Raw genomic sequence first — 24,075 nt, 5'->3', positions numbered from 1 at the left:
GGCCGGAGCCGGCCACCGCCTGGGCATGCGGGCAAGCTAGCCGATGATGGCCTCGACCTGCGCCTTTGCCTCCTTGAGCAGGGCGGCGTTATCCGCACCCGGCTCCACCGCCTTCTGCAGCAACGGGGTCAGCACGGTGTTGACGATCTCGTTCCACTTCGCTGTCGCCGGACGCGCCTTGGTTGCCGGCGAGTTCAGCGTCTCCAGAATTGCCGCGTAGTTCTCTTTGCCCTCGATGCCGGCCTGCGACTCGAACGCCGAGATGCGCGCGACGAGGCCCAGCGAGGTGTCGATCGACAGCTCGTTGTGCTCGTAGGCGAAGGCGATGAAGTCCTTGGCGGCGTCCTTGTGCGTGCCCGCTGTCGGGACCGAGAGGTACCAGGCACCGGGCACACCGGCGATGCCACCGGGGCCGGCGATCATCGGCGCGGCGCCGATGTTGCCCTTCACGACTGCATCATCCGGCGTCTGGGTGTAGGCGTGTCCCCAGAACCGCATCATCGCGAGCTGGCCCTGGTAGAAGAGGTTCTGAGCTCCCGGCCAGTCCAGCTGGGCGGCGCCGGAGGGCGCGTACGGCAGGAGGCTGGTGTAGAAGTCGAGCGCCTCGAGGTGCTCGGCGCTGTCGATCGTGACCTCCCCGCTCGCGGGGTCGAGCACCATCTGCTCGGCCCCTGCCTGCGAGACGGTCGCGAGCCATTCGGTCTCCACCCCGCCCTTCACATCGGTGCCATAGAGGTCGATTTCGCCATCGCCGTCAGTGTCCCGAGTAAAGAACTTCGCGACATCGGTGTACTCCCCCCACGTCGTTGGCGGCGCGAGCGGGTAGCCGTACTCCGCCTCAAAGTCGGCCTGGTTCTGTGCATCGCCGAACAGGTCGGTGCGGTAGAAGAGGATCTCCGAGTTGGTAAAGATGGGCATGCCGATGTGGGTGCCGTCGACCTGCGACTCGGAAACGAGTCCGGGGAACAGGTCGGATTTGACCTCGTCGGTGAACAGGTCGTCGAGCGGCTCCACCCCGTCGGCGAATGCGCTCAGCCAGATCGCGTCGAGCGCGGCGATGTCGAACGACACGGACCCCGACCCGAGCTCGGTCTGAACACGGTCGAACAGGCCGTCGTAGGGGAGTTCGACGAGCTTGATGCTGGTGCCCGTCTCCTCCTCGTAGAGGTCGGCGATTGGCTGGAGCTCGGCGAGACCGCCGCCCTCCACCAGCACCGTCAGTTCATCGGTTGCACCGTCCGACTGTCCGCCGGCACCGCAACCGCTCAGGGCAAGCGCCGTGATCGATATCACGGCCGTTCCGAATAGCGCGGCACGGGTACCGCGCATCTTGCGAAGCTTCGACACTTCGACTCCGTTCTTCGGTAGCAGCATCGCTACGCACTGTGGTTGGGGATCACCAGATGATGATCTAAACGTTTTGGCAAAACGTCTTGGCACGATTCTGGGCGAAGTCCGACCGGTTGTCCACTGCCAAAAGAGCCAAAACCGGCTATCCGGGCGGGGGCGCCATCGAACGGGACCCGACGCCGATCCAGACGACAGCGGCGAGCGTCAGAGCCACGCCCACATACGTCGGCAACGACGGCGCGTTGCCATCGACCACGTCGAGAACGACCCCCGCCGTGAGCTGCCCGAGAGCGATGAAGATCGCCAACTCCAACACACCTCGTCGGGCGACGAGGACGCTGACTACCGCGATGGACAGGACCGCGAACAGCGCGCTCCCGATCAGCCCGGGATCGAGAAGCGCGACGAACGGAGGCATCTCCGCGCCGGTGGCCACCACGATGACGCCGACGGCGAGAAAGCCCACGCCGACGTTCACGGTCGCGGTCGGTGCAAGGTGCCGCGCCGACCGGAGGGTGCGCCCGGAGGCGGCACCCACCCCGGCAGCGATCGCCCCGACGAGCAGGACCAGCGCGACGATCCACGGCGGCGGGGCGCTCACTCCCTGCCCGGCGGCCCCGATCGCTGAACCGGCGATCGCGAGACCAGCGCCGGCCAGCCGCGCCGCCGTCGGGCGCCTCCGCATCCCGGTCGCCCCGAGCGCATCGAGCAGGATCGCGCCGACGACCTGCCCTGCCAGAAACGTCATCCCGAACACCGCCACCCCGAGAGGCTCGACCGCGAGCCCCTGGCTGAGGACGAACAGCGCTCCTCCGAGGCCGCTCATCACCGCCCACCACGGCAGGCGTCTGGCGCGGAGGTCGGCGACGATGCGCACCGCTCCCCCGCGGGCTCGACGCGAGATGATCGACCACGCCGCCGCGATGAGCAACCCGATGCCGAACATGACGAAGGCGGCGCGGTCGGCGCCCAATCGTTGCGAACCCTCCGCCATCAAGAAGGCCTGAACGGACGCCCCGGCTCCGATCGAGAGCGCGAGAATCCACGCTCCGATGTCGAGCGGAGAAATCAGGGCCCAACGCGCTCCGCGTGCGAGGCCCCCCGTCACGAAGGGCGTCGGCGCTCGAAGTCGGTGATCTCGGCGACCTTGTCGTTCGACGGCGACGCGGGGTCGAACCGATAGCCGAGCCACTCCCGCGCCAGGCGACGCGCCAGCTCCAGGCCGACCACCCGTTCCCCCATCGTCAGCACCTGGCAGTCGTTCGACAGCACGGATCGCTCGCAGCTGTACGAGTCGGCCACGACGGTGGCGCGAATGCCCGGGACCTTGTTCGCGCTGATCGCCATTCCGATCCCGGTGCCGCAGATCAGGATGGCGCGGTCGGCGTCACCGGACGCGACCAGCTGGGCGGCCTCTATCCCGACCTGCGGATACGGGCGCACCTCCGCATCGAAGACACCCAGGTCGACGACGGACGACACACGCGGATCACTGCGCAGATCGTCGGCGATCTGGTCTTTGTACTTCCGACCCGCCTCGTCGGCTCCCACGACAACGCGCCATTGTTCAGTCATCTGCGGCCCCCCTGTGTTCGTGCACTGCGATGAAACGGTCGGCGACCGCATCGGCGAACGCCGCATCGTTGATGTGGGATTCGGATGTCGTCACCGCGATGTCGGCGCGAAGCGCGCCCACCAGGTGGTCGGCGAAGGCGGCGTCGGACGCGGGATCGGAGAACGGTCCCCCCGGCGCGTCGTAACTGTCGAAGCCGCCTCGCGGGATCAGGACGTCGACGCTCCCGACGGCCTGGTTGAGGCGTCCCGCCACCTCGTCGGCGACCCGGATGAGCTCCTCCTGCGTCGCTCGGACGGCCGTCACCTCGGCGTTGTGCCGCACGAGCGGACGGGATCCGTCGCGCAGGTGCTCGGGCACCGTGTCGAAGCCACCGAAGTTGATCACCTCGACGGCGCCGGGCACCACCACCTGCGGGATGCCGAGCCGGCCAGCGGTGCGCAGCCGATCGGGGCCCGCCACGAAAACGCCGCCGAGCAGGTCGTCGGTGACCTCCTTGATGGTGAGATCGATGACGCCGCTGAGGACGCCCGACGCGATGAGGCTCTCGAGCGCCCGGCCGCCGGAGCCGACCGTGTGGAAGACGATGGGGTCGAAGCCCGCTGCCTCGAGGCGTTCGACGATGCGGAGGCCCGCCGGGGTCGTGACGCCGAGCATCGTCACGCCGACCGCGGGTGCGTCCTCGACGTCCGATTCCGCGGAGGCCGCCGCGATCATGCCGGCGAGCGCACCCGCCGCGTTGCGGAGGATCGGCCGGGAGATGCGATTGAGGCCGGCGATGTCGGTCACGGCGTGCATGATGCACATGTCACTCGACTGCACGTACGAGCTCACGTCGCCGGAGCCCATGGTCGAGACCAGCAGCTTGGGAACCCCGAGGGGCAGCGAGCGCAGCACCGCGCTCAGCAGCGAGCTGCCGCCGGAGCCGCCGAGACCGAGCACGCCGTCACACCGACCGGTTGCGCGGAGCTCCGATACGATCGCGACGGCGCCTCGGCTCATCACGTCGAGCGCGTGGCCGCGGGTGTCGCTGCCCTCGCGCGCGAAGCGCAGGTCGTCCAGCGGCACGCCGGCCGCATCCGCGACCTCGCGCGCGCTCACGTCCACCGGAATCACGGGGTCACCGAGAACGCCGACATCGACCAGGAGAACATCGACGCCGGCGCTTTCCAACTCCGCACGCACGAACTCGTATTCACGCCCCTTGGTGTCGAGCGTGCCGATCAGAACGGCCGTGCTGGTCATCTCGTGCGCAGCCGGAGGTCACGGAACGAACGGACGGTCTGCTCGATCGCCCGCTCGACCGGCAGCCGCTCTATGCTCGACGCTCCGAGGAAGCCGTCGACGTCGACGCGGTCGTACACGGCCTGGACGTTCTCGGGCTCATCGAAGGGCCCGCCGTGTGCGACGACCCAGATGTCGGGACGTACGGCGCGCGCGGCAGCCGTCATCTCCGCCACCCGCTCGCACGCGTCGTCGAGCGCGAGCGCGTTCTGCGCGCCGATCATGCCGCCGACAGTCAGTCCGACGTGGGCACCGATGACGTCCGCGCCCGCGCCGGCCATGGCGGCCGCCTCGTCGGGGGTGAACGCGTACGCGATCGAGAACACATCCTGTCGGTCGCATTCGGCGATCAGCTCGAGCTCACGCGGGTACCCCAGGTCGGTGGCGTCGATGTGGGCCCGGAAGGTGCCGTCGTAGATGCCGGCGGTGGGGACGTTGGTGATGCCCGAGAAACCGAGATCGATCAGCTGCCCGATGAGCCGGATCGGGTCACGATACGGGTCGGCGGCACCGATGCCGGCGATCACGGGGGTATCCCGCACGACGGGCAGCACGTGGCGAGCGAGGTCGATCGTCATGCCGTTCGAATCGCCGTAGGCGAGGTAGCCCGAGAGGGAACCGTGGCCGTCCATCCGGAACGGACCGGTGTTGTACGCCATGAGCGCGTCGATACCGGCGCGGTCGGCCGCCTTCGCGATCAGGCCGACGCCCGCGCCGCCGATCACCAGCGGTTCGCGCGCCGCCACGCGGGCCGCGAACCGGTCACGTACCTGCTGGCGAGACATTCCTGACATCAGCTCTTACTCCTTGACGGCCACGAGGGCCGTGTCGATGATCTGATCGAGGTGGATGAAGACCTCGACGTCGAGCGCGGCGCGGCCGACGAAAAGCCCGTCGACGTCTGCCAGCGCCACAAGTTCGGCGGTGTTCTCGGGTCGGACACCACCGCCGTAGAGCACCGGCACGCGCACACCGGCGCCGCCGATGACGTGCGCGGTGTGCCGGATCACGTCGTGAACCTCGGCCACCTGGGCAGGGGTCGCCGGCGTTCCGTCGGTGCCGATCGACCATGCGGGTTCGTAGGCCACCACGACGCGGTCCCACTCGTCATCCGCGAGGCCGTGAAGCGCGACCCGGATCTGACGCTCGACCGTCGAGGTCGCCGCCCCGAGGCTGCGCTCGTAGCCGAGCTCGCCGACGCAGAGCAGAGGCCGTAGCCCGGAGTCGAGGGTGCGGCGCACCTTCGCCCGCACGAGCACATCGTCCTCGTGGTGATCCCGTCGGCGCTCCTGGTGGCCGATCTCGACGAGCGTCGCTCCGGCGTCGAGCAGCATCCCGGCCGAAATGTCGCCGGTGTGCGGCCCGTCCGGTTCGGGATGCACATCCTGCGCACCGACCAGGATGCCGGTGCCGGTCAGGATCTGCGCAACGCGGGCGATCGCGGTGAACGGCGGGACGACGAACAGCTGCGATGTCGACGACCGGGTGGAGGCGTACGCCGCCAGGCTGCGGGCGTACGCCTCCGCTTCTCCGATGGTCTTGTTCATCTTCCACGACGTCCCCAGCCACGGGGCCGAGCGACCGCCCGCGTGCATCGGTTAGACCGTCGCTCGCGCCTGCGAGGCACCCAGGAAGGCCTCTGCAACAGCAGACGGGACGGCGACGTCGACCTCCTCACGAGCGAGGAGGCTGGCGGCGAGGGCTTCCATCGTGAACGTGTTCACCACTGTCTCGGCGAGCGAGACCCGCGGCGCGGACGCACCCCTGACCACCTCGGCGACGTTCAGCAACTGGTCCTGGAACGCGTTCGACCGCGGAACGGCCAGCCGGTCGTCGATGGTCCGGAAGATCCGCTCGTTGTCGCGATGACTCGTGGGCACCGAGCGCCGGATCGTGATCTCTGTCTCGTCGTAGATGGTCCAGCTGAAGGGGAGATAGAGGGTTCCCAGCTCGGCGGAGATCTGCAGCTCCTGGGTGGAGTCGGAGATCTCGCTGGCCTCGATCATCCCGACGACGCCGTTGGCGTAGTCGATGAGTCCCATGATCTTGTCGCTCGTGCCGAACTCGTTGGCCGGTCGGCCGAACGCGGCGACGCGGGTGGGGACGGACGCGGCCACATGGGTGCACGCGTTGATCGCGTACGCACCGATGTCGTAGAGGGCGCCGCCGCCCTGGTCGGCGCGGAACCGCCACGGGCGGTTGGGGTCCTTCGGGTCGATCCCCAGCTCCGAGGCCAGGTTGACGTACGTGAAGCTGGCGCGGACGTGATCGATCGCGCCGAGGGCGCGCGCGTCGAGCAGCCCGTCGATCCGCGTGATCGCCGGGTGGTGGCGGTACATGAACGCCTCGGTGATCGTCGCGCCGGAGCTCGCGGCGAGCTCCCAGACCTCGAACGCCTGGGCACCGGTGAGCACGAACGGCTTCTCGCAGAGGATGTGACGGACTCCCGCGTCGACGCACTGCCGGATGAGCTCGAGGTGGGTGCTCGGCCAGGTGGCGATGACGACGGCGTCGAGGTCCTCGGTGCGGAGCATCTCGGCGACGTCGCCGTAGGCGTGCGCCCACCCGAAGCGTTCGGCGAGCGCGGCGGCCGCCGCGGCGTTGGCGTCGGCGACGGCGACGAACTCGACGTCACGCGGGATCGCAGCCGCGGCGGTGCCGTGCACGCCCGCGATGTAGCCGGCGCCGATGACGCCGAGACGGACGGGAGACTGAGCGGACATTCTTCTCTTCCTTTAGCGGTGGTCGGAGCTCAGCGATGAGCGTCCAGGACGCGTTGGACGTTGGCGAACAGCACGTCGTCCTTGGCGGTCTCGGGGATGTCGGCGGCGAGCACGGATCGATGCACGTCGCCGAGGTCGTAGAACGGGGTGTCACTGCCGAACACGACGCGATCGGAGCCCACGGCGGCGACGAGCTCCTCGGTCAGCGCGGGGTCCGACTGATAGGCGATGTCGAAGTAGACGTGCGGGAAATCGCGCACGATCTCGATCGCCTCGGCCTTCTGCTGGGCGCTCAGGAAGGCGTGCCCGAGGAAGGTCGTGACGTTCGGGAACCGGCTGACGACCGTTCGCACGGCGGCGGCGGACTCACCCGACCCGGGGTCCGGCGAGCTGTGCATCAGGCAGATCGCCCGGCGGTCGTCGAGGATCTCCCAGAGCGGGTCGACCCGGAGCGGGGTGTCGAGGTAGTAGCCCTCGAGCGTCGGATGGACGGCGATGCCCGCGAGGCCGAGTTCGTCGAGGATGCGGATCAGCTCCCTGACGGCGTGCTCCTCGTGCCGCGGCTCGACGAGCCCGAAGCCCGTGGGGAAGCGATCGGGGTGATCCCGCACCGCTGCTGCGACGACGTCGTTCATGCGCCGCGTGTCGACGATGCCCTCGACCTGACGATCGGCCGCCGCCGGCGAGAGCAGCGCCTCGCTGACCGCCGCGGCATCCATGCGTCCGATCAGCTCGTCGACCGTCTGCCCGATGTTGTTCGCGACCGTCTTGCCCACGTGGGCGTGGACGTCGATCACCCGGCGCGTCATGGCGCGCTCTCGGTGTCGACGACGTCCGTGTGCATAAGGACGGGAGCGCCGGGAGCCGCGATGAGGTGCGCGGTCTCGGGCGTACCCGACTCCGGACCCGCGGGGCTGTACATCACGAGCAGGCGCAGCGGCTCCCACCCGGTGTTGTGCGAGTCGTGCCCGACTCCCGTCGGGACGTAGACGGCGTCGCCGGGGCCGATCGGCATCCGCAGGTTCTCACCGACCCCGAACGAGCCGTGGCCGGACAGGACGTACACGATCTCATCGCTCTCCGGGTGGTCGTGCCACTCGTGCGACTTGCCCGGGAGCACGACGACCTCGCCGCACGACAGGGTCGAGCCGTGGGTCTTCTGGCTCACGAGCCACTTCGCGACGCCCCAGGACAGGACCGTGGTCTCCACGTCGTTCGCGTTGACGACGCCGGTCACCGGGCACGCTCCGGCGCGTCGGCCGGGAGCCCGGTGAAACGCCACCCGGTCTTCATCGTGAAGTCGCAGTACGTGCGGTCGAGAATGAGCATCAGCGAGACCATCCCGTCGATGAAGCGGGCGTTGTGCAGGGGGCCGCAGTCGAGCCAGCGGAGACCGAGGTCGCTCGCGAGCTCGGCGACGGCCGCCTTGGCCGCTTCGTCGTCGCCCGCGATCTTGACGTCGGGTCGCTCGGCGCCGTCGGCGTTGATGGTGGCCGCGAAGTTGTCCTTGAACGCGGCGACGAGGCCCTCGCTGCCGCCCAGGGCGTCCGCGGTGAACTCGACCGCCGCGCGCTCGTTGTGCGGGAGGTGGTCGAAGGGGTTCGAGATGTCGATGACGATCTTCCCGCGCAGCGCGTCGCGGAGAGCCGTAACCGTGGGGACGACCTCCGGGAACGGGATCGCGAGGACGACGAAGTCGGCGCCGTCGACCGCCTCGGCGGGCGTCCCTGCGAAGTGCGGAGCGAAGCCCAGCTTGTCCGCGCTCGCGTTCGCGACATCGCGCGTCCCGATTCGCACCGAGTGGCCGGTCCGCGTCCACCCCGCGCCGAGCGCCTTGGACATCAGTCCCGTGCCGAGGATCGCGATGACGCTCACAGCTGGACCTCGCCGCCGAAGGCCGAGGAGACGTGGGAGACCTGGGGTGCCGCGACGAGGAACGGCCCGATGAGCTCGTCGAACGACCGGAAGGCCGGTGACGCCACGAAGCGTTCCGTGTGGTCGGCGATCTCGCGCCACGTCACGAGGAACACGTAGTGACCCGGACGTTCGACGTCGGACATCAGTCGCGAGCCGAGGTGGCCGTCCGCCGCGCGCACGAAAGTCACGGCGTTCTCGAACACCTCCTCGAACTCCGCGCTGCGCTCGGGGTCGATCTCGATCGCTGCAATCTCTAGAACGCTCACGCGTCGGCTCCTTTCCGCGGCTCCGCGGTTGTGAACATCGCCGAGCTGTTACAGCGATGGGGACGAGTCTGGCCAGTACAGTGCGCACTGCCAAATGGATTGGGCCGACTGTAGCCGCTCGCGGGCGCCGCGGTCAAGTCGCTAGAGATATGCCGTATTGACAGGCCACGAGAGGGCTGCTTTACTCGGCTCCCAAGTTGCAAAATGGATTGGGCACGTCCGGATTGGCTGCCAAAGCGATTTTGCAACGCGAGAGGTCTCGGTGGCCCGTAGGGTCACACCAGGACCGCTCCGAAGCGGCCCGCACCCGTGGGCCGCGAACCCCTCACACCGGCGCGACGACCTCGACAGCGCGGCGTCGCGCCGTAGGATGCAAAGGAGCACCAAATGAAGTTCACGAGGCATCGGCTTGCCACGACCGTGGTTGCAGCTGGACTCGTCGTCGGCCTTGCCGGCTGCGGTACCAGCGGCGGAACGGGCAACACGGGCACGACCGGCGACTACGTCGCCCCCGAGTCCGACGTCACAGCGACCCTTACCGTTTCGAACTGGGGAAACCCCGGTGACGAGGTCCTCTACCAGGCCGCGATCGATCGTTTCAACGAGAGGTACCCGAACGTCACCGTCACCAACAACGTGACACAGGTCGTCAACTGGAGCGACTACATCAACAAGATTCTGACGTCGATCGCTTCCGGCGACGCACCCGACATCATCAACATCGCCACGGAGGGCGTCGAGTTCGGGCTGAGCAAGGATCTGTTCCTGCCCCTGACCAACTACATCGAGCAGGACGACTCAGTGAGAGACCTGATCGAGGACATCGACCCGAACCTCATCGCGGGCTTTACCAAGGACGGCGAGACTTATCTGGTGCCGAACAACTGGAACGCGATGGTCGTCTACTACAACAAGGCGATGTTCGACGCGGCCGGCATCGAGCGACCCAGTGACGACTGGACGTGGGATGAATTCCACGCGATCGCCGAGAAGCTGACCAGCGGGTCGGGAAGCAGCAAGACGTACGGATTCGGCCTGCAGACCTACACGTTCGCCTACTTCCCCTGGCTCTATTCGAACGGCGGCTCGATCGCGACGGATGACCTGAGCGCTCCGGCCCTTGACTCGCCCGAGACCATCGAGGCGGTTCAGTTCCTCCAGGATCTGGTCCTGAAGGACGGGATTGCGCCGGACCCTGCTGGCACGGAAGCCAACCAGTTGTTCCAGGCCGGAAAGATCGCGATGACGGCTGCCCCCGCGAATCTGTCGGCCATCCTTGTTCAGGATCTGCCCGACTTTGAGTTCGGCATCCTGCCGATGCCCCAGAGTCAGGAGAAGAAGACAGTCTTCGGCGCCGCCGGGTTCTCTGTGTACAAGGGTTCGGAGAACCAGGATCTGGCCTGGGAGCTCACGAAGGAACTGGCCAGCCAGGAGACCCAGGCGGGGTGGGCCGAGCTGGGCAGCTCGAACCCGACGACCCTCACTGCGGCGACCTCCGACGTGTTCGTCAACCGCCACCCGGACGCGTCGGTGCTCTACGACGCCATCCAGTATGCGAAGCCGGTCGCGGCTCCGACCTTCTTCACCACGCTGGAGCCGGCGTTCCAGCGAGCGCTTCAAGCCATCATGGCGGGCGGCGACCCCGCCGAAGAGCTCGCCAAGGCGCAGGCAGAAGTCGAGGCAACTGTCGGCAATGGCTGACTTCATCACCCGCGACCAGACGTCGTCGCACACCTTCCGGGCGGGACGCACGCGTCCCGCCCGGAAGGGCCTCGGCCGACGTGATGCCATCGCCGGATACCTCTTCGTACTCCCGTCCGTTCTCGGCTTTCTCGTCTTCGTGCTCGGACCCCTGCTCGCAGCGCTCTGGTTCAGCTTCACGCGCTATGACGTCATCTCGGCCCCGACCTTCGTCGGCCTGGACAACTACGCGCGCTTGCTCAGCGACGAGCGGCTGCGCCTGGTCTACTTCAACACGATCATCTACGTGGTCGCTGCCGTCGTCCTCATCAACGGACTCGGTCTTCTCTTCGCAGTCCTCATCAACGTGAGAATGCCGCGCGCCCTGACCTACGTCTTTCGTTCCGTGTATTTCTTCCCGTCCCTGGTCGCTCTCGCCTATATCTCGCTCATCTGGCAGGCGCTCTTCCAGCGTGATACCGGGATCATCAACTACTACCTCGAAGTCATAGGCGCCGACCCGGTCAACTGGCTGAACAGCTCGAGCCAGTCGCGGTTGAGCGTCATCATTGTCGATGTCTGGCGCAACGTCGGCTTTGCGATGTTGATCTACGTCGCGGCGCTCCAGGAGGTCCCCCGGGAACTCGAGGAGGCTGCGCAGATCGACGGCGCGGGGCCATTCACGCAGTTCCGTCGGATCACCGTCCCGATGATCAGTCAGGCCATTTTCTTCAACGTCACGATCACCGTCATCGGTGCGTTCCAGATCTACGAGTCGATAATCGTCCTCACCAAGGGCGGGCCGGGCGACGCCACGCGCAGCATCGTGATGTACATCGCCGAGAAGGCCTTTGCCGACTTCGACCTGGGATACGCATCCGCGATCTCGATGACGCTCTTCGCGATCATCCTTCTCGTCACCGTTCTGCAATTCCGAATCCGGAGAGCTTGGGTCCACTATGAGTAGCGCCGCCACCCTCCCCTTGCGACCGGGTCCCCGACGGCGTCGGGTTCCGGTCGGCCGCGTCATCGCCGTCGCCATCCTGTTCATTGGCGGGTTCGGGATGATCGCACCATTCCTGTGGATGATCGTCACCGCGTTGAAGTCGCCCGAGCACCTCTTCGACGTGCCCCCGAACTGGATCCCGCTCGAATTCCAATGGGACAACTTCTCGAAAGCCGTGAATGGTCCTCTACCGCTACTTCGGAACATGTTCAACAGCGCGTTCATCGCCATCCTCGGCACGCTGGGCATCCTGATCACGGCACCGATGGCCGGTTACGCGTTCGCGCGGCTGAAGTTCCGCGGTCAGAACGCGATCTTCCTGGGCCTACTCGCGTCGATGATGGTCCCGGTCCAGGTCACGATCATCCCGCTGTTCCTCATCATGCGGAACCTGGGCGTCATCAACACCCCGTGGAGCCTGATCCTGCCCGCCCTCACCTGGGCGTTCGGTGTCTTCCTGATGCGCCAGTTCTTCCTCACGGTGCCGAAGGAGATCCTGGAGGCGGCGCGCATCGACGGGGCAGGGCCCTGGACGACCTACCGTCTGGTTGCACTTCCGCTGGTGAAGAACGGGCTGAGCGCACTCGGAGTCATCGCATTCCTCAACAATCCGTACCTGTGGAACGCGTACTTCGCGCCGTCCATCTTCCTCAACAGTCAGGACACCGCGACCCTGCCGCTCGCCCTCGTGCTGATGCAGGGACCGTTCAGCACGGGTCAGATGAACGTCGTCATGGCGGCAACGACCCTCGCGGTGATCCCGGCTCTGGTCGTCTTCTTGCTCGCACAACGATGGATCATCGCCAGCCTCACGCAGTCGGCCGTCAAGGGCTGACACCGAGGCGGCGAATCGAATCGCGTCGCACCACGGTGCTGGCGAGAGCCACGTGCGTCTCCGTACGCAGGGGCTCGCCCTTGAGTTCAGCGACCAGGATGTCCACGGCCACGGCGCCCATCTCGTAGTAGGGCAGCGCCAGGGTCGTCAACGCGGGCGATAGTGCCTCGGCGACGATCTCTTGATTGTCGAAGCCGACGACGGAGAGGTCGTCCGGGATCGCGAGGCCGGCCTCCCGTGCCGCGCGATAGGTGCCCATCGCCATGCGGTCGTTGAAGCAGAACACGGCCGTCGGGCGCCGCGAACGGAACAAGGCGGATGCCGCCTCGTAGCCATCCACGGCGAACGAGCTGCGACCGGCGACCACCAGCGACTTGTTGAACCGGATCCCCGCGTCCTTGAGCGCGGCGCGGTACCCCTCGAGTCGTCCATCACGCGCGGGCATGGGAGTCATCGTGTTGATGAAGGCGATCGACGTGTGACCGGCGCGGATCAACTCCTCCGTCGCGGCGTACGCGCCTTGGAACTCGTCGGGGTAGACGGACCGATGGGTGGCCTGCGTCGACTCGGCGTTCACCACGATGAGGGGCTTTCCCTCGAGCGAAGCGGGCACATCGAGCACGCGATGATGTGCCGCGGCGTACAACACGCCGTCGACCTGATGCTGCCAGATCGCCGAGATCTCCCGCTCCTCGACGGACTTCACGTTCCCTGTCGTCATGATGATCAGGAGCCATCCGTGGCGCGACGCCGCCTCTTGGGCTCCGAGGATGAGTCGGCCGGCGTATGGAGTCGTCGCGATCTCGTCGCTGAGGAGGGCGAGGGTGTTCGACCGTTGGGTCCGGAGGGCGCGAGCGAGTCCGTTGGGCTGATAGCCCATCTCGCGCGCCGCGATCTCGACCCGTTCCCGAGTCGCGTCGGCCACGCGAGCTCCCGCCACCCGGTTGAGCACATGCGACACCGTGGTCGGAGACACACCAGCGCGCGCGGCGATGTCAGTGATGTTCGGACGTCCCTTTCGAGGCACCTGACGCCCTTTCGGCGAAATCCTTTTTGCTTGAGTTTAGAGCGTTTCTGAAGACCTGGGCCCGCTCTCTTCCGGATACTGCGCCTCGACGAAGCTTCTGTTCTTCTGCAAGGTGATGGCCTTGAAGTCGCCTGCGACCCTTCCAGGAGCTGTCCCTGCGTTCCGCCATCTTCACAGATGGCACCGTCATGGACGATGACCCTTGACGTGACACTAGTGACTACCCGGGTCGTCGGGTCCGAGCATGGGCGGCTGCTCACACGTGTGAGCATCACGTGTGAGCATGGGAAGAGCGGTGAGCCCAGCTTCGCCGACTCACCGCCCGGTGGTGGACCCTAGGGGATTTGAACCCCTGACCTCCTCGATGCGAACGAGGCGCGCTACCAACTGCGCCAAGGGCCCGTACAAGCAACGACTCTACCAGCCCTTCGGAGTGTGCTCAGCCCGCCGACCGCCTCCGCCGCAGCACCTCGTCGAGGTCGGTCGTCTCGACGGCGTCGGGGCCGAGCACGCCCATGCCGGCGTACTTCGAGGGTCGCGACGAACGCAGCCGTACGACCTCGGGGGAAGCCTGCGCGGCGCGGAGCGTGGCTTCCGCCTCCGCCGCCGCGGCTCTCAGCGCCTCCTGCAGATCGGCGCGTGGTGCGACCGACTCGGGCGCCGGGCGCGACAGGTACATCGGGCGCGGCATCTCGACGGGGGTCCACGGCTGGCGTCGCACTTCGGGGGGGGCCTCGGCGAGCTGCACGGCGGTGCGCGAATGAGAGGATGCCGCCACGCGCGGCATCGCTCGCGCATCGAGGCGGCGCTGCACCGCGATCGCGATCGCGCCGCCCGTTGCCGCGAGCGCCAGCACGCCGACGGCGCCCGGGGTCACGCCGGTGGTGGCGATGAGCCAGACCTGAAGCAGAGCGACGATCGTCGTCGCGGCCATGAGCAGCGACGCGCCCAGGCGGGTACGGCGCATCCGACGACGACGCAGGATGTCGGGATCGAGCGACACCCGCGGTGCCGATGACGGGGTCTCACGGCGAACCGCCGCGACCTGCCGGGCTGCCATGGCATCCGCTCGGCGTTGCTGCGCACGCAGGATGCGTTCCTGCCGGGCCGCCTCCCGGGCGGTCGCGGCGACGCGCACCGTGTCGGGCATCTCGGCGGTTTCGGCCATCACCCGGATGGTCTGTTGCAGCCGGGTCGCGGTGCGCTCGGTCGCCAGATACTCGCGACGCCGCAGCCAGGTCGGCACGAGGTAGAGGAACCACAGCAGCGCCGCGATGGCGAGCATGATCGCCGTCCCCGCACCCGTGCCGTCCATGACCAGAGATTACGGTTCGCGCACCCCAGCTCTGGGGTGCCGCGCCGAGCCGACAACGCCGCTCACGGCATCCTCGCAGGCGCTAGCCTGAGCCGACCCGTCCGCACCGACCATCGAGGCCTCCATGTCCGAAACCGCCCCCGACGCGACCGCCCCGGCACCCACCGGCCCGTGGTGGAAGCGCCACGTCGACCTGATCACCGTCATCATGCTCGGCGTCGTCGCGACTGCGACCGCGTACACGTCGTTCCAGTCGGGCATCTACGGCGGCCAGAGCGACGACAAGATTTCGCAGAGCGAGGCGGCGGGCACCCTCGCCGAGTCGCTCTACCTCGAAGGCAACCAGCAGTACGTCGTCGACTCGCAGACCATCCAGCAGCTCTCCGCCTACGCGATCGCGGCGGATGCGGGGAGCGCCACCGCCGCGCAGCAGTACGACGACCTCTACTTCATCGGCGTCTCGGATGTTCTGCATGCCGCGATCCAGAGCGCCGCCGCCCTCGACGAGTCCGACCCCGACTTCTGGCATGACCCGCAGTACGACGAGGCCTACCAGGACGCGCTGTTCGGCGGATACGCCGAGGAAGACGCCAACGCGATCGCACTCCGCGCGGAGGGCGACGAGCTCGGCTACCGCGGCGACCTGCTGAGCCTCTACACGACGCTGATGGCCGTGACGCTGTTCCTGCTCGGTATCGCCGCCGTGCTGAAGCGGCCGGTGCTGCAGTGGGTGCTCATCGCGACCGGCGGGGCGATCTTCCTCGTCACCTCGGTGCTGACGGCTTTGGTGCCGTTCACCTGGTTGTAGGGTCGGGCACCCTCTCGGCTTGGGCTAGCGCTGCGGAGTCGCCGCGGCGCGGCGGTCGGCTTCGGGCACGACGCCGGCACCGGCGGGAACCCGGCCGTCCTTCCAGCGACGCAGCACGCCCTGTGGGATCTCCTCCACCGTGAGGGCGAAGCAGAAGTGGTCGCGCCAGTCGCCATTGATGTGGATGAAGCGACGCCGCAGGCCCTCGTAACGGAAACCGAGCTTCTCGACGACGCGTAGTGACGCGGCGTTCTCGGGGCGGATGCAGATCTCCATGCGGTGCAGCCCGAGGCCGAAGAACACGTGGTCGGTGGCGAGGGCGACGGCGGTCGGCGTGACGCTGTTGCCGGCGAAGCGTTCGGCGACCCAATACCCGATGGATGCCGACGACAGCGAGCCGTACGACATGCCCGAGACGTTGAGTTGGCCCGCGAACTCGCCCGCGTATTCGATCACGAACGGCACCCCGCTGCCGGTACGCGCGTGCGCGAGAAGCGACCGGATGCTGCCCTTCGCGTCGAAACCGATCGGGCCACCCGGGTTGGTGGCCTCCCACTGGCGCAGCCAGGAGCGATTGGCCAGCAGCTCACGTTCGAGCGCGCGGGCGTCGCGAACGCGGATGGGGCGGATCGTGACCGATCCGTCGCGCAGGGTCGGGATGCTCACGACTCCGCCGGGGCATTGCCCGGCAGCCCCGCGGCGAACGGCTTGAGCCACTCCCGGAAGTCGTCGCCGAGGTCATCGTGGTCGCTGGCAAGCTGCACGATCGCTTTGAGGTAGTCGAGCCGGTCCCCCGTGTCGTAGCGACGACCGCGGAACACCACGCCGTGCACTCCCCCGGCCCACTCCGGGCCGGTCGCGAGCGCCTGCAGCGCATCCGTGAGCTGAATCTCTCCGCCCTTGCCCGGCTCCGTGGTTTCGAGGATGTCGAAGATCTCCGGGCGCAGCACGTAGCGCCCGATGATGGCCAGGTTCGACGGGGAGCTGCCCGGTTCGGGCTTCTCGACGAGCCCGGTGATGCGAACGACATCGTCGTCGTCGGTCGGCTCGACGGTCGCGATGCCGTACAGGTGGGTCTGCGACGGATCGACCTCGAGGAGGGCGACCACGGTGGTGTTGCGCGTTGCCTGCACCTCGAGCATCCGGCTCAGCAGCACGTCGCGGGAGTCGATGATGTCGTCACCGAGCAGCACCGCGAACGGCTCGTCGCCGACGTGCATGCGCGCCCGCAGCACCGCGTGACCGAGCCCCTTGGGGTCGCCTTGCCGCACGTAGTGCACATCGGCGAGGTCGGTGGAGTGCCGCACCTTCTCCAGCTTCTCGAGGTCGCCCTTGCCGGTGAGGATCTGCTCCAGCTCGCCGACCTTGTCGAAGTGGTTCTCGAGGGCGCTCTTGTTGCGCCCCGTGATCATCAGCACGTCGTGCAGCCCGGCCGCCACGGCCTCCTCGACCACGTACTGGATGGCCGGCATGTCGACGACCGGCAGCATCTCCTTCGGCATCGCCTTCGTCGCGGGGAGGAACCGTGTTCCCAGACCCGCCGCGGGGATGACGGCTTTCGTGATGGGAGCAGGCATGCTCCCAGCGTATCCGGCCCCGTAAGCTCGAACCTGTGCCCGACGTGGAGAGCGAGAAGCGTGCCCTGCGCGCGGAGCTGCGTGAGCGCCGCCGCATCCGCACCTCCACGCGCACGACGCAGGACTCGACCGCGCTCACCGCCAACCTGCAGAAGGTGACGACCGACTCGGGGGCGCGGTCGCTCTCCGCCTACCTCTCCTTGCCCGAGGAGCCGAACACCCGGCCGTTCCTGCGCTGGGCCGCCGAGCAGGGACTGCGCGTGCTGCTGCCGGTGTCACGCGACGATGGCCTGCTCGACTGGGCGCCCTATGACGGCGAAGAAGAGGATGCCGACATCATGGGGCTGCCCACGCCGACCTCCGAACTGCTCGGGCCGATCGCGATCAACGACGTCGACCTGATCCTGGTGCCCGCCGCGGCCGTCGACCGCACCGGGATGCGGATGGGCTGGGGCCGCGGCTACTTCGACAAGACGCTCGGATCGATGGAGGGCAGCCCGCCCGTCTATGCTGTGATCTTCGACGACGAGCTCGTCGAAGCGGTGCCGCGGGAGCGCCACGACATGCCGGTGAACGGCGTCGTGACTCCGAGTGGCATCGTCACGTTCTGAACTGGGGACCCATGCCCACCTATTCCTACCGCTGCACGGAGTGTTCGACGGCGTTCGACATCCAGCAGGCCTTCACTGACGACTCGCTCACCGAATGCCCCGCGTGCCAGGGCCGGTTGCGCAAGCTCTTCTCTGCTGTCGGGGTGACGTTCAGCGGTTCCGGCTTCTACCGCAACGACAGCCGGGCGGCCGCGAAGAAGGATGGGTCCTCGTCCTCGTCGTCGTCCTCGAGTGAATCGTCGACTTCAGGCTCGACTCCGACCCCCGCTCCGGCGGCCGCCGCCGCGACTGGATCGGCGTCCAGCAGTAAGGAGTGACCGTGTTCAAGGGCTTCAAGGAGTTCATCCTTCGCGGCAATGTCATCGACCTCGCCGTCGCCGTCGTCATCGGAGCAGCCTTCACGGGGATCGTGACCGGACTCGTCGAGGGCATCCTCAACCCGGTCATCGCACTGCTCTTCAACGCCGACGACCTGAGCGGGGCGGGCATCACGCTGCGCCCCGAGTCGTCGGAGGGCGCGGGTGACGCGATCGTGCTGGCCTGGGGCCGCGTGATCTCGGCGCTCATCCAGTTCCTGCTCATCGCCACCGTCGTCTACTTCGCACTGATCGTGCCGATGAACTACCTGCGCAAGAACCCCTTCGGGCGCAAGAAGAAGGACGAGCCCGCCCCCGCGCCCGTCCCCACCGAGCAGGAACTCCTCACCGAGATCCGCGACCTCCTGAAGGCCCAGCAGAAGTAGCTCGGTGGTCGAGTAGCGCCCGCAGGGCGCGTGTCGAGACCCGGCCACCGAGGTCTCGACACGCCCGCTTTGCGGGCTACTCGACCACCGAAGTCGTCAATAGTGGGGGGGCTTGTCGTCGCGCAGGCGGGCGTCGTTCTCACCCTCGGGATGCTGGTCGGGCTCCTCGACGGGGGTCGGGTCGCTGCCGGGGGGCGGCTCCGTGGTCACCCGTCGGCGACGCCGCCGCGGGGGGACGGATGCCGGCTCACTGTCCGGCAATGACCGGGATCTCCTGGGTGACGGTGGCGACCTGGAGCCCGGCGGTGCGCGCGATGCGGTCGGCGACGGCATCCGGATCGCTGAACAGCTCGAACGCGTGCACCCGCGCGTAGTGCCAGCCCAGCCGGCGCAACACTTCGGGCCGCAGGCGCAGGGATTCCCGCAGCGACCGCCCGAGCAGCACGGTGTCGGTTTCGACGACGACGCACGTGCCACCGTTGGCTGCGACGAGGCCGAGCTTTCCGCGGTGACCGAGCGCGACGCGCAACCCGCGTGCCTCGAGTCGGCGCGACAGGTCGACGAGCATCGGGTCGGAGTCGTCGGGCAGCGGGGGCTCAGCACGGCGGGCGGCGATCTCGTCGAGGATCTCGGCGAGCGCGATGGCACCGTGCCCGAGGCGGCCCTCTTCGATGTCGTTCGACCGGAAGCAGGTGACGATCACGAGCGAGCGCCGGGCGCGGGTCATGGCGACCGCGAGCAGCCGCTCGCCGCCGGGCTTGCCGAGCGGGCCGAAGTCGCTGAGCACGCGGCCGTGCGGGGTGCGGCCGTAGCCGACCGAGAACACGACCCTGTCGCGGCTCTGCGCCGACGCGCGCGCGATGGTCAGCACGTCGAACGGCTCCGCCCGGTCGCCCAGGATGAAGTCGGTGAGCGCGGGGTTGCCGGGCATCGCCTCGCCGACGGCCTTCCACACCCGGGCGGCGTGCTTCTCGCTCGCGGTGACGACCATGAGCGACTCCTGCGGACGCTGCTCGACGTGCTGCAGCACGAGGTCGACGGCGCGGTTCACTTCGGCATCCACGCTCTCGACCGCCCCGGTGACCGGATCGGGCATGCCGGTGCCGTCGGCGACGTAGTCCAGCACGAGGCTGCCGTGGCCGAGGAACGAGCCGGCCCACGGGAGCGCGTCGATCGCGCCGCCGTAGAACCGTCGGTTGACCAGTTGGGCGAGGTCTTCGCCGCCCGCGCGATACGAGCGGGTGAGCGTGAGTCGGGGCAACACCTCGCCGAGCCGGGCCAGCACCGAGCGGGAATGCAGCTCTTCCAGTGCCCGGGCGTCGGGGGCGGTCGCGTCGGTCTCGGCGTCGAGCGGTTCCACGCCGATCGAGAACGCGGCCGGCGTCTCGGTCACGACGTCTCCGAAGGCGACGACCTGCTTCGCCCGCCGGATGGCCCCGACGCTTTCCGCGACAGTCAGGGCGCCGGCATCCACGATCACCACCGTGTCGAAACTCATCTCCGACGCGACGGAGTCGATCTCGTACGGGGACGCCATCCACACCGGGGCGAGTGCGCGCGACAGGTGCGGGGCGGCGCGGTGCAGGGTTGCGGCGTCGATGTCATCGGCCCGCAACGCCGCCTTGAGCGCCGCAGCCTCGTCGGGCCAGTCGAGCAGTCCGAGCTTCCAGCCGTCCGCGAGCCGGAACGCGAGGCCCTGCGCGCTACCCGCGACGTGCGCGTCGTCGACGAGCCGGAAGTCGGCTTCGAGGCGTTCGAGCACGTCGGTCTTCGCGCCGAGCAGCGCGCGCTCGTTCTGAAGCAGCGAGTCGAGGGCACTCCGCCACCACGCCAGCTCGAGCTCGGCGGCGACGCCCTCCTCGGCGACGTGCCGGTTGGCCAGGTCGGTGATGAGCGCGTCGAGGTCGAGCGCACGCAGCACGCCGACGAGTTCGGCACGCTCCTGCAGGTTGGCGAGGGCATCGGATTCCGCGGCGAGCCCGCCGAGCGTCTCGCCGAGGGTGTGCAGCGGCAGCCCGACGAGTGAGGTCTCGCGGGTCGTGCGACCGAGCGGCTCATCGAGCTGCTCGAGGTCGGCCGCGACCTGCGTCCAGGCGGCCTGCACGTCGGCGATGCCGGTCGGCACCTCGGGGGTCACGCCGGTGGCGACGAACCGCTGCCAGAGGATGCGCTGCCGCTGAATGGCGTCGAGCGCCGCGTGCAGGTCGCGCACGTGCATCCCGGGGCGCACGTACTCCTTCGCGAGGTGGGTCAGCCGGCGCCGGTCGCCCGCGCTCATCTCGGGAGCTTCGCGGCGCGGGGCGGTGGCCGCGATGAGCTCGGCGAGCGAGCGGTCGAACACCGCGGGCACGAAGCGATCCAGGGTGTCGCGGATGTCGGCGAGCAGCCGCAGGTACACCCCGAGTTCCGCGATCGACTCGAACGGCCGCATCCGCGTCGCACCGATCAGCTCTTGCGCGCGCACCAGCAGCCACGGCACCGACTCGGCGTGCAGGCGCTTCGCCAGTCGGTGCGCAGCCGCGGCGTCATCGCCGTTGCGGAAGGTCGCGCCGTACCAGGGTGAATCGGCCGGTCCGTAGCGGAACTCACCGAGCTTCGCCGCCTCGACCATCGTCGCGGCGGCCGGTGCGCGGTTCGCGGCGAGGCGCTCGACGGTGGCGCGGTCGAGGCGCGCGGTCGTAGCCGGCGGATGCGGCAGCAGCGCGAGCCGGGAGAGCTCGGTCACGCAGTCGAGCACCGACACGCTGAGCACGGGATCGGGGCGGGTGAGCGCCTCGCGGTAGTCGAGCAGCACCGAGCGCAGCCGCACGAGCGCTTCGTCGACGTCCGAGACGTCGGGCGCGACCGCCCGCTCGTTGCGCGAGATGGCGCGCAAGAGGTCACGGCGCAGGCTGCGCGGCGACACAGCGACTCCGGGCAGCCCGATATCGGCGAACCGACGCGCGATGCCGGTCAGCGAACCCCGGCGCGGGCTGACGACGAGCACGCGCTTGCCCTGCCCGATGAGGGCTCCGAGCGCGTTGACGATCGTCTGGGTGCCGCCGGTGCCGGGCATCGTCGTCACGACGATCGAATTGCCCGCCGCGATCTGCGCGATGACGTGCTCCTGCTCGCCGTCGGCATCCAGCAGCAGCGAATCGGTCGACGGGTCGCGCAGATCGGCCCCGATGACCTCGACCGGATGCTGGCCCTCGTCGAGCGCCCACTTCGCGGTCGGGTTGCCGGCGAGGGCGTCGAGCACGGTGTGTTCGAGCCCGACGGCGTCGGCGACCAGGGCGTCGGCGACTTCGGCGAACGCCGACACGATGAGACGCGGCTGCACGCCGAACCCGGAGACGTGACCGGTGAGCGCGCGCAGCTGGTCGATGACGGCGTTCGGCTTGAACGTGCCATCGCTGTCGCTCAGCGCGACGAACGCGCGCGCGTCGAGGGTGATGCCGAACTGCTCCTCGAGGGCGCGGGCGAGAGCGGGGTTGAGCACCGGCTCACCCCGGAGCTTGAGTTCGACGTCGCGGCCGTAGCGGCGGATCGCGAGCGGGCGCAGCAGAATCGGCGCGCAGTACTCTCCGTCGACTCCCGACCAGGTGGCGACGCCGATGCCGAGTCGGATGGCGTCGATCCCCCGCGTGCTCGAGAGTTCGAGGCCCTTCGCCGCGATGCGGTCAGCGGCGAGCCGTGCCGCCCGCAGCGCCACGTCGTCGCGGATGAGCTGGGAGAGCAAGGTGCTCGCTCCCGTGATGAATCGCGCGAGGCCGCCGGGGTGGGTCGTCGAGAGCTCGATGCGCGTCGTCGGGTCGTCGACGAAGTGCAGCAACGGGGAGTGACCGCCGACGCGCGACAACTCGGCCCGCCAGTGCTCGCGCACCGGGGCGGCCGGATCCCCGCGCCGCCAGTCGCTCGCGCCGTCCACCGGGTTCAACTCGGGGCGCGACGGATCTTCGCGCCCGGGGGCAGCGTCGAACTCGTCCTCGTCCATCCCGAGGTCGTCCTCCCGCCAATCGGCATGCCGCACATCGCCACGATAAGACGAGATCCTCGGGTTTCCAGGGAGGTAGGGCGGGGTTTCCGCAACCCGTCTCCACCTAGAATCAGTGCCTGTGACCCCCGACATCGTGACGGTCCTCGGCACCGCCGGCGGAACCGTGGTGGTCGCCTTCGCCGCATTGACGGTCGCCGGAGTCGTACTCCTCACCCGCCGTGCGCGCCGCACCGCGAAGGCGCCGCTTCCGGGGCGTACGGATGCCGGGGTGGCGCTGGTGCGTGCGGACGACGCCGTCCGCGCGGCGGCCGACGATCTCGCCTTCGCCGTCGCGCAGTTCGGTGAGGACCGCACGCGGGATTTCTCCCGCGCTCTTGAGGCCGCCCGCGCCGACCTCGACAAGGCCTTCGCGCTGCAGAACCGCCTCGACGACGCCGAGCCCGAGGGCGAGAACCGGCGCAAGGGCTGGGCGAAGAGCATCCGCGCCCTCGCCGACCGCGCCCGCGAGACCGTGCAGGCAGAGGCCGCCCGCTTCGCCGACCTGCGCCGCAGCGAGGCGAGTGCGCCCGAGACGCTGAAGCTCATCCGCGCGCAGCTCTCGGCCGTCGAAACGCGCACTCCTGCCGCCGAGAAGGTGCTCGCCGACCTGCGAAAGACGTATGTCGAATCCGCCGTGGCTCCGGTCGCCGACAACATCGACGCCGCCGTGAAGGCGGTAGCTGCCGCCCGAACCGCCGCCGACGAGGCCGACGCGGCGATCGCCGCCAGCCGGGTCACCGCCGTCAGCGACGCGCTCGATACCGCCCAGCGCCGCGGCCGCGAGGCGGCCACCCTGCTGGATGCGATCGAGCGCCGCCGCGACGAGCTCGCTGCTGCGGTTGCCGAGATCGCGACGCTCGCGGCCGAGCAGCAGAAGGCTCTCGAGCAGGCCCGGGCCCTGCGCGACGCCCCGCCCGACCCCGACTCGTCGGCCGCCGTCAACGACGCGATCGCCGCCCTCGAGTCCGAACTCGCGGCGGTCGGCGGTGCAGGCCGGCGCGACCCGGTCGCGGAACTCGACAGGCTCGTGGATGCCGACGACGCCCTCGACGTCGCCGTCTCGGCAGCCCGCAACCAGCAGCGACGCCTCGATGGCGCTCGCGGAGCCCTCGCCGGCGCCCTCGTCTCAGCTCGAGCCCAGATCAGCTCGGTCGAGGACTTCATCGGCTCCCGCGGCGGAGGTGCGGGTTCGCGCACCAAGCTCGCCGAGGCGAAGCGCGAACTCGTCATCGCCGAGAACGAGTCCGACCCGGTCGCCGCCCTCGACGCCGCCCGCCGCGCGCAGAACCGCGCCCGCGACGCCGACGACCTCGCCCGCTACGCCGGCCGCTGACCTTCCCGAG

Annotated in this window: 24 protein-coding genes and 1 tRNA gene; 8 read left to right on the top strand and 17 right to left on the bottom strand. The window is 68.8% G+C overall.

What is annotated here, in order from left to right:
* Nucleotides 1-36: 36 nt before the first annotated feature.
* The 11 genes from WBL06_RS06380 to WBL06_RS06330 form a co-directional block, all read right to left on the bottom strand.
* On the bottom strand, nt 37-1,347 hold the full coding sequence (locus tag WBL06_RS06380; RefSeq protein WP_424455142.1) for an ABC transporter substrate-binding protein: 1,311 nt from the start codon (nt 1,345-1,347) through the stop codon (nt 37-39).
* Between the two features lie 145 nt (nt 1,348-1,492).
* Complete coding sequence (locus WBL06_RS06375; RefSeq protein WP_424455141.1) at nt 1,493-2,458, bottom strand: DMT family transporter; 966 nt, start codon at nt 2,456-2,458, stop codon at nt 1,493-1,495.
* The gene (locus tag WBL06_RS06370; protein ID WP_424455140.1) at nt 2,455-2,925 is read right to left on the bottom strand and encodes an RpiB/LacA/LacB family sugar-phosphate isomerase; all 471 of its coding nucleotides are present in this window, start codon (nt 2,923-2,925) and stop codon (nt 2,455-2,457) included. The genes WBL06_RS06375 and WBL06_RS06370 overlap by 4 nt, the downstream gene beginning before the upstream one ends.
* Complete coding sequence (locus WBL06_RS06365; protein ID WP_424455139.1) at nt 2,918-4,168, bottom strand: Tm-1-like ATP-binding domain-containing protein; 1,251 nt, start codon at nt 4,166-4,168, stop codon at nt 2,918-2,920. The genes WBL06_RS06370 and WBL06_RS06365 overlap by 8 nt, the downstream gene beginning before the upstream one ends.
* Nucleotides 4,165-5,001, bottom strand: coding sequence for a phosphoenolpyruvate hydrolase family protein (locus tag WBL06_RS06360; RefSeq protein WP_424455138.1), 837 nt, complete (start codon nt 4,999-5,001; stop codon nt 4,165-4,167). The genes WBL06_RS06365 and WBL06_RS06360 overlap by 4 nt, the downstream gene beginning before the upstream one ends.
* Before the next feature lie 6 nt (nt 5,002-5,007).
* A complete protein-coding gene (gene tpiA / locus WBL06_RS06355; protein WP_424455137.1) occupies nt 5,008-5,802 on the bottom strand; it encodes a triose-phosphate isomerase in 795 nt (264 codons plus the stop codon).
* A gap of 3 nt (nt 5,803-5,805) precedes the next feature.
* Nucleotides 5,806-6,930, bottom strand: a complete 1,125-nt coding sequence (locus WBL06_RS06350) for a Gfo/Idh/MocA family protein (RefSeq protein ID WP_424455136.1) — start codon at nt 6,928-6,930, stop codon at nt 5,806-5,808.
* Between the two features lie 29 nt (nt 6,931-6,959).
* Entirely contained in the window at nt 6,960-7,739 is a 780-nt protein-coding gene (locus tag WBL06_RS06345) for an amidohydrolase family protein (RefSeq protein ID WP_424455135.1), read from the bottom strand.
* Nucleotides 7,736-8,167: a cupin domain-containing protein gene (locus tag WBL06_RS06340; protein WP_424455134.1), complete on the bottom strand. Its 432-nt coding sequence runs from the start codon at nt 8,165-8,167 to the stop codon at nt 7,736-7,738. The genes WBL06_RS06345 and WBL06_RS06340 overlap by 4 nt, the downstream gene beginning before the upstream one ends.
* Entirely contained in the window at nt 8,164-8,805 is a 642-nt protein-coding gene (locus tag WBL06_RS06335; RefSeq protein ID WP_424455133.1) for an NADPH-dependent F420 reductase, read from the bottom strand. The genes WBL06_RS06340 and WBL06_RS06335 overlap by 4 nt, the downstream gene beginning before the upstream one ends.
* Nucleotides 8,802-9,113: an antibiotic biosynthesis monooxygenase family protein gene (locus WBL06_RS06330; protein ID WP_424455132.1), complete on the bottom strand. Its 312-nt coding sequence runs from the start codon at nt 9,111-9,113 to the stop codon at nt 8,802-8,804. The genes WBL06_RS06335 and WBL06_RS06330 overlap by 4 nt, the downstream gene beginning before the upstream one ends.
* Nucleotides 9,114-9,500: 387 nt before the next feature.
* On the opposite strand from WBL06_RS06330, the gene WBL06_RS06325 reads away from it, so the two are divergent.
* Genes WBL06_RS06325 through WBL06_RS06315 form a run of 3 tightly spaced genes read left to right on the top strand, consistent with a single transcriptional unit; the run spans nt 9,501 to nt 12,634 of the window.
* Nucleotides 9,501-10,814, top strand: coding sequence for an ABC transporter substrate-binding protein (locus WBL06_RS06325; RefSeq protein WP_424455130.1), 1,314 nt, complete (start codon nt 9,501-9,503; stop codon nt 10,812-10,814).
* Entirely contained in the window at nt 10,807-11,760 is a 954-nt protein-coding gene (locus tag WBL06_RS06320; protein WP_424455129.1) for a carbohydrate ABC transporter permease, read from the top strand. Before WBL06_RS06325 ends, WBL06_RS06320 begins: the two co-directional genes overlap by 8 nt.
* Entirely contained in the window at nt 11,753-12,634 is an 882-nt protein-coding gene (locus tag WBL06_RS06315) for a carbohydrate ABC transporter permease (protein WP_424455128.1), read from the top strand. Before WBL06_RS06320 ends, WBL06_RS06315 begins: the two co-directional genes overlap by 8 nt.
* Here WBL06_RS06315 and WBL06_RS06310 read toward each other — a convergent pair.
* The 3 genes from WBL06_RS06310 to WBL06_RS06300 form a co-directional block, all read right to left on the bottom strand.
* On the bottom strand, nt 12,624-13,610 hold the full coding sequence (locus WBL06_RS06310; RefSeq protein WP_424455127.1) for a LacI family DNA-binding transcriptional regulator: 987 nt from the start codon (nt 13,608-13,610) through the stop codon (nt 12,624-12,626). The two genes, WBL06_RS06315 and WBL06_RS06310, sit on opposite strands and share 11 nt — an antisense overlap.
* A gap of 377 nt (nt 13,611-13,987) precedes the next feature.
* Nucleotides 13,988-14,063 (bottom strand) — tRNA-Ala (locus tag WBL06_RS06305).
* A 37-nt stretch (nt 14,064-14,100) separates the two neighbouring features.
* Complete coding sequence (locus tag WBL06_RS06300; RefSeq protein ID WP_424455126.1) at nt 14,101-14,976, bottom strand: hypothetical protein; 876 nt, start codon at nt 14,974-14,976, stop codon at nt 14,101-14,103.
* A gap of 124 nt (nt 14,977-15,100) precedes the next feature.
* Between WBL06_RS06300 and WBL06_RS06295 the strand changes: the two genes are divergently transcribed.
* Nucleotides 15,101-15,784 (top strand): hypothetical protein, encoded by a 684-nt coding sequence (locus WBL06_RS06295; RefSeq protein ID WP_424455125.1) that lies wholly within the window; start codon nt 15,101-15,103, stop codon nt 15,782-15,784.
* A 24-nt stretch (nt 15,785-15,808) separates the two neighbouring features.
* Here the strand turns inward: WBL06_RS06295 and WBL06_RS06290 are convergent, their stop codons facing one another.
* Nucleotides 15,809-16,450: a GNAT family N-acetyltransferase gene (locus tag WBL06_RS06290; protein WP_424455124.1), complete on the bottom strand. Its 642-nt coding sequence runs from the start codon at nt 16,448-16,450 to the stop codon at nt 15,809-15,811.
* Complete coding sequence (gene galU, locus WBL06_RS06285) at nt 16,447-17,361, bottom strand: UTP--glucose-1-phosphate uridylyltransferase GalU (protein ID WP_424455123.1); 915 nt, start codon at nt 17,359-17,361, stop codon at nt 16,447-16,449. The genes WBL06_RS06290 and galU overlap by 4 nt, the downstream gene beginning before the upstream one ends.
* Before the next feature lie 35 nt (nt 17,362-17,396).
* Between galU and WBL06_RS06280 the strand changes: the two genes are divergently transcribed.
* The 3 genes from WBL06_RS06280 to mscL are packed head-to-tail and all read left to right on the top strand — an operon-like array spanning nt 17,397 to nt 18,714.
* Entirely contained in the window at nt 17,397-17,972 is a 576-nt protein-coding gene (locus WBL06_RS06280) for a 5-formyltetrahydrofolate cyclo-ligase (RefSeq protein ID WP_424455122.1), read from the top strand.
* Nucleotides 17,973-17,983: 11 nt separating this feature from the next.
* Complete coding sequence (locus WBL06_RS06275; protein ID WP_424455121.1) at nt 17,984-18,289, top strand: FmdB family zinc ribbon protein; 306 nt, start codon at nt 17,984-17,986, stop codon at nt 18,287-18,289.
* On the top strand, nt 18,286-18,714 hold the full coding sequence (gene mscL / locus WBL06_RS06270) for a large conductance mechanosensitive channel protein MscL (RefSeq protein ID WP_424455120.1): 429 nt from the start codon (nt 18,286-18,288) through the stop codon (nt 18,712-18,714). The genes WBL06_RS06275 and mscL overlap by 4 nt, the downstream gene beginning before the upstream one ends.
* A gap of 247 nt (nt 18,715-18,961) precedes the next feature.
* Here mscL and WBL06_RS06265 read toward each other — a convergent pair whose 3' ends face one another.
* Nucleotides 18,962-22,690, bottom strand: a complete 3,729-nt coding sequence (locus WBL06_RS06265; protein WP_424455143.1) for an AAA family ATPase — start codon at nt 22,688-22,690, stop codon at nt 18,962-18,964.
* A 121-nt stretch (nt 22,691-22,811) separates the two neighbouring features.
* On the opposite strand from WBL06_RS06265, the gene WBL06_RS06260 reads away from it, so the two are divergent.
* The gene (locus WBL06_RS06260) at nt 22,812-24,065 is read left to right on the top strand and encodes a hypothetical protein (RefSeq protein ID WP_424455119.1); all 1,254 of its coding nucleotides are present in this window, start codon (nt 22,812-22,814) and stop codon (nt 24,063-24,065) included.
* Nucleotides 24,066-24,075: the final 10 nt, after the last annotated feature.

This window comes from Pseudolysinimonas sp. (assembly GCF_049651805.1).
In the GTDB taxonomy this organism is placed as follows: Bacteria; Actinomycetota; Actinomycetes; order Actinomycetales; family Microbacteriaceae; genus Pseudolysinimonas_A.
This window is presented reverse-complemented; position numbering and strand designations above follow the sequence as displayed.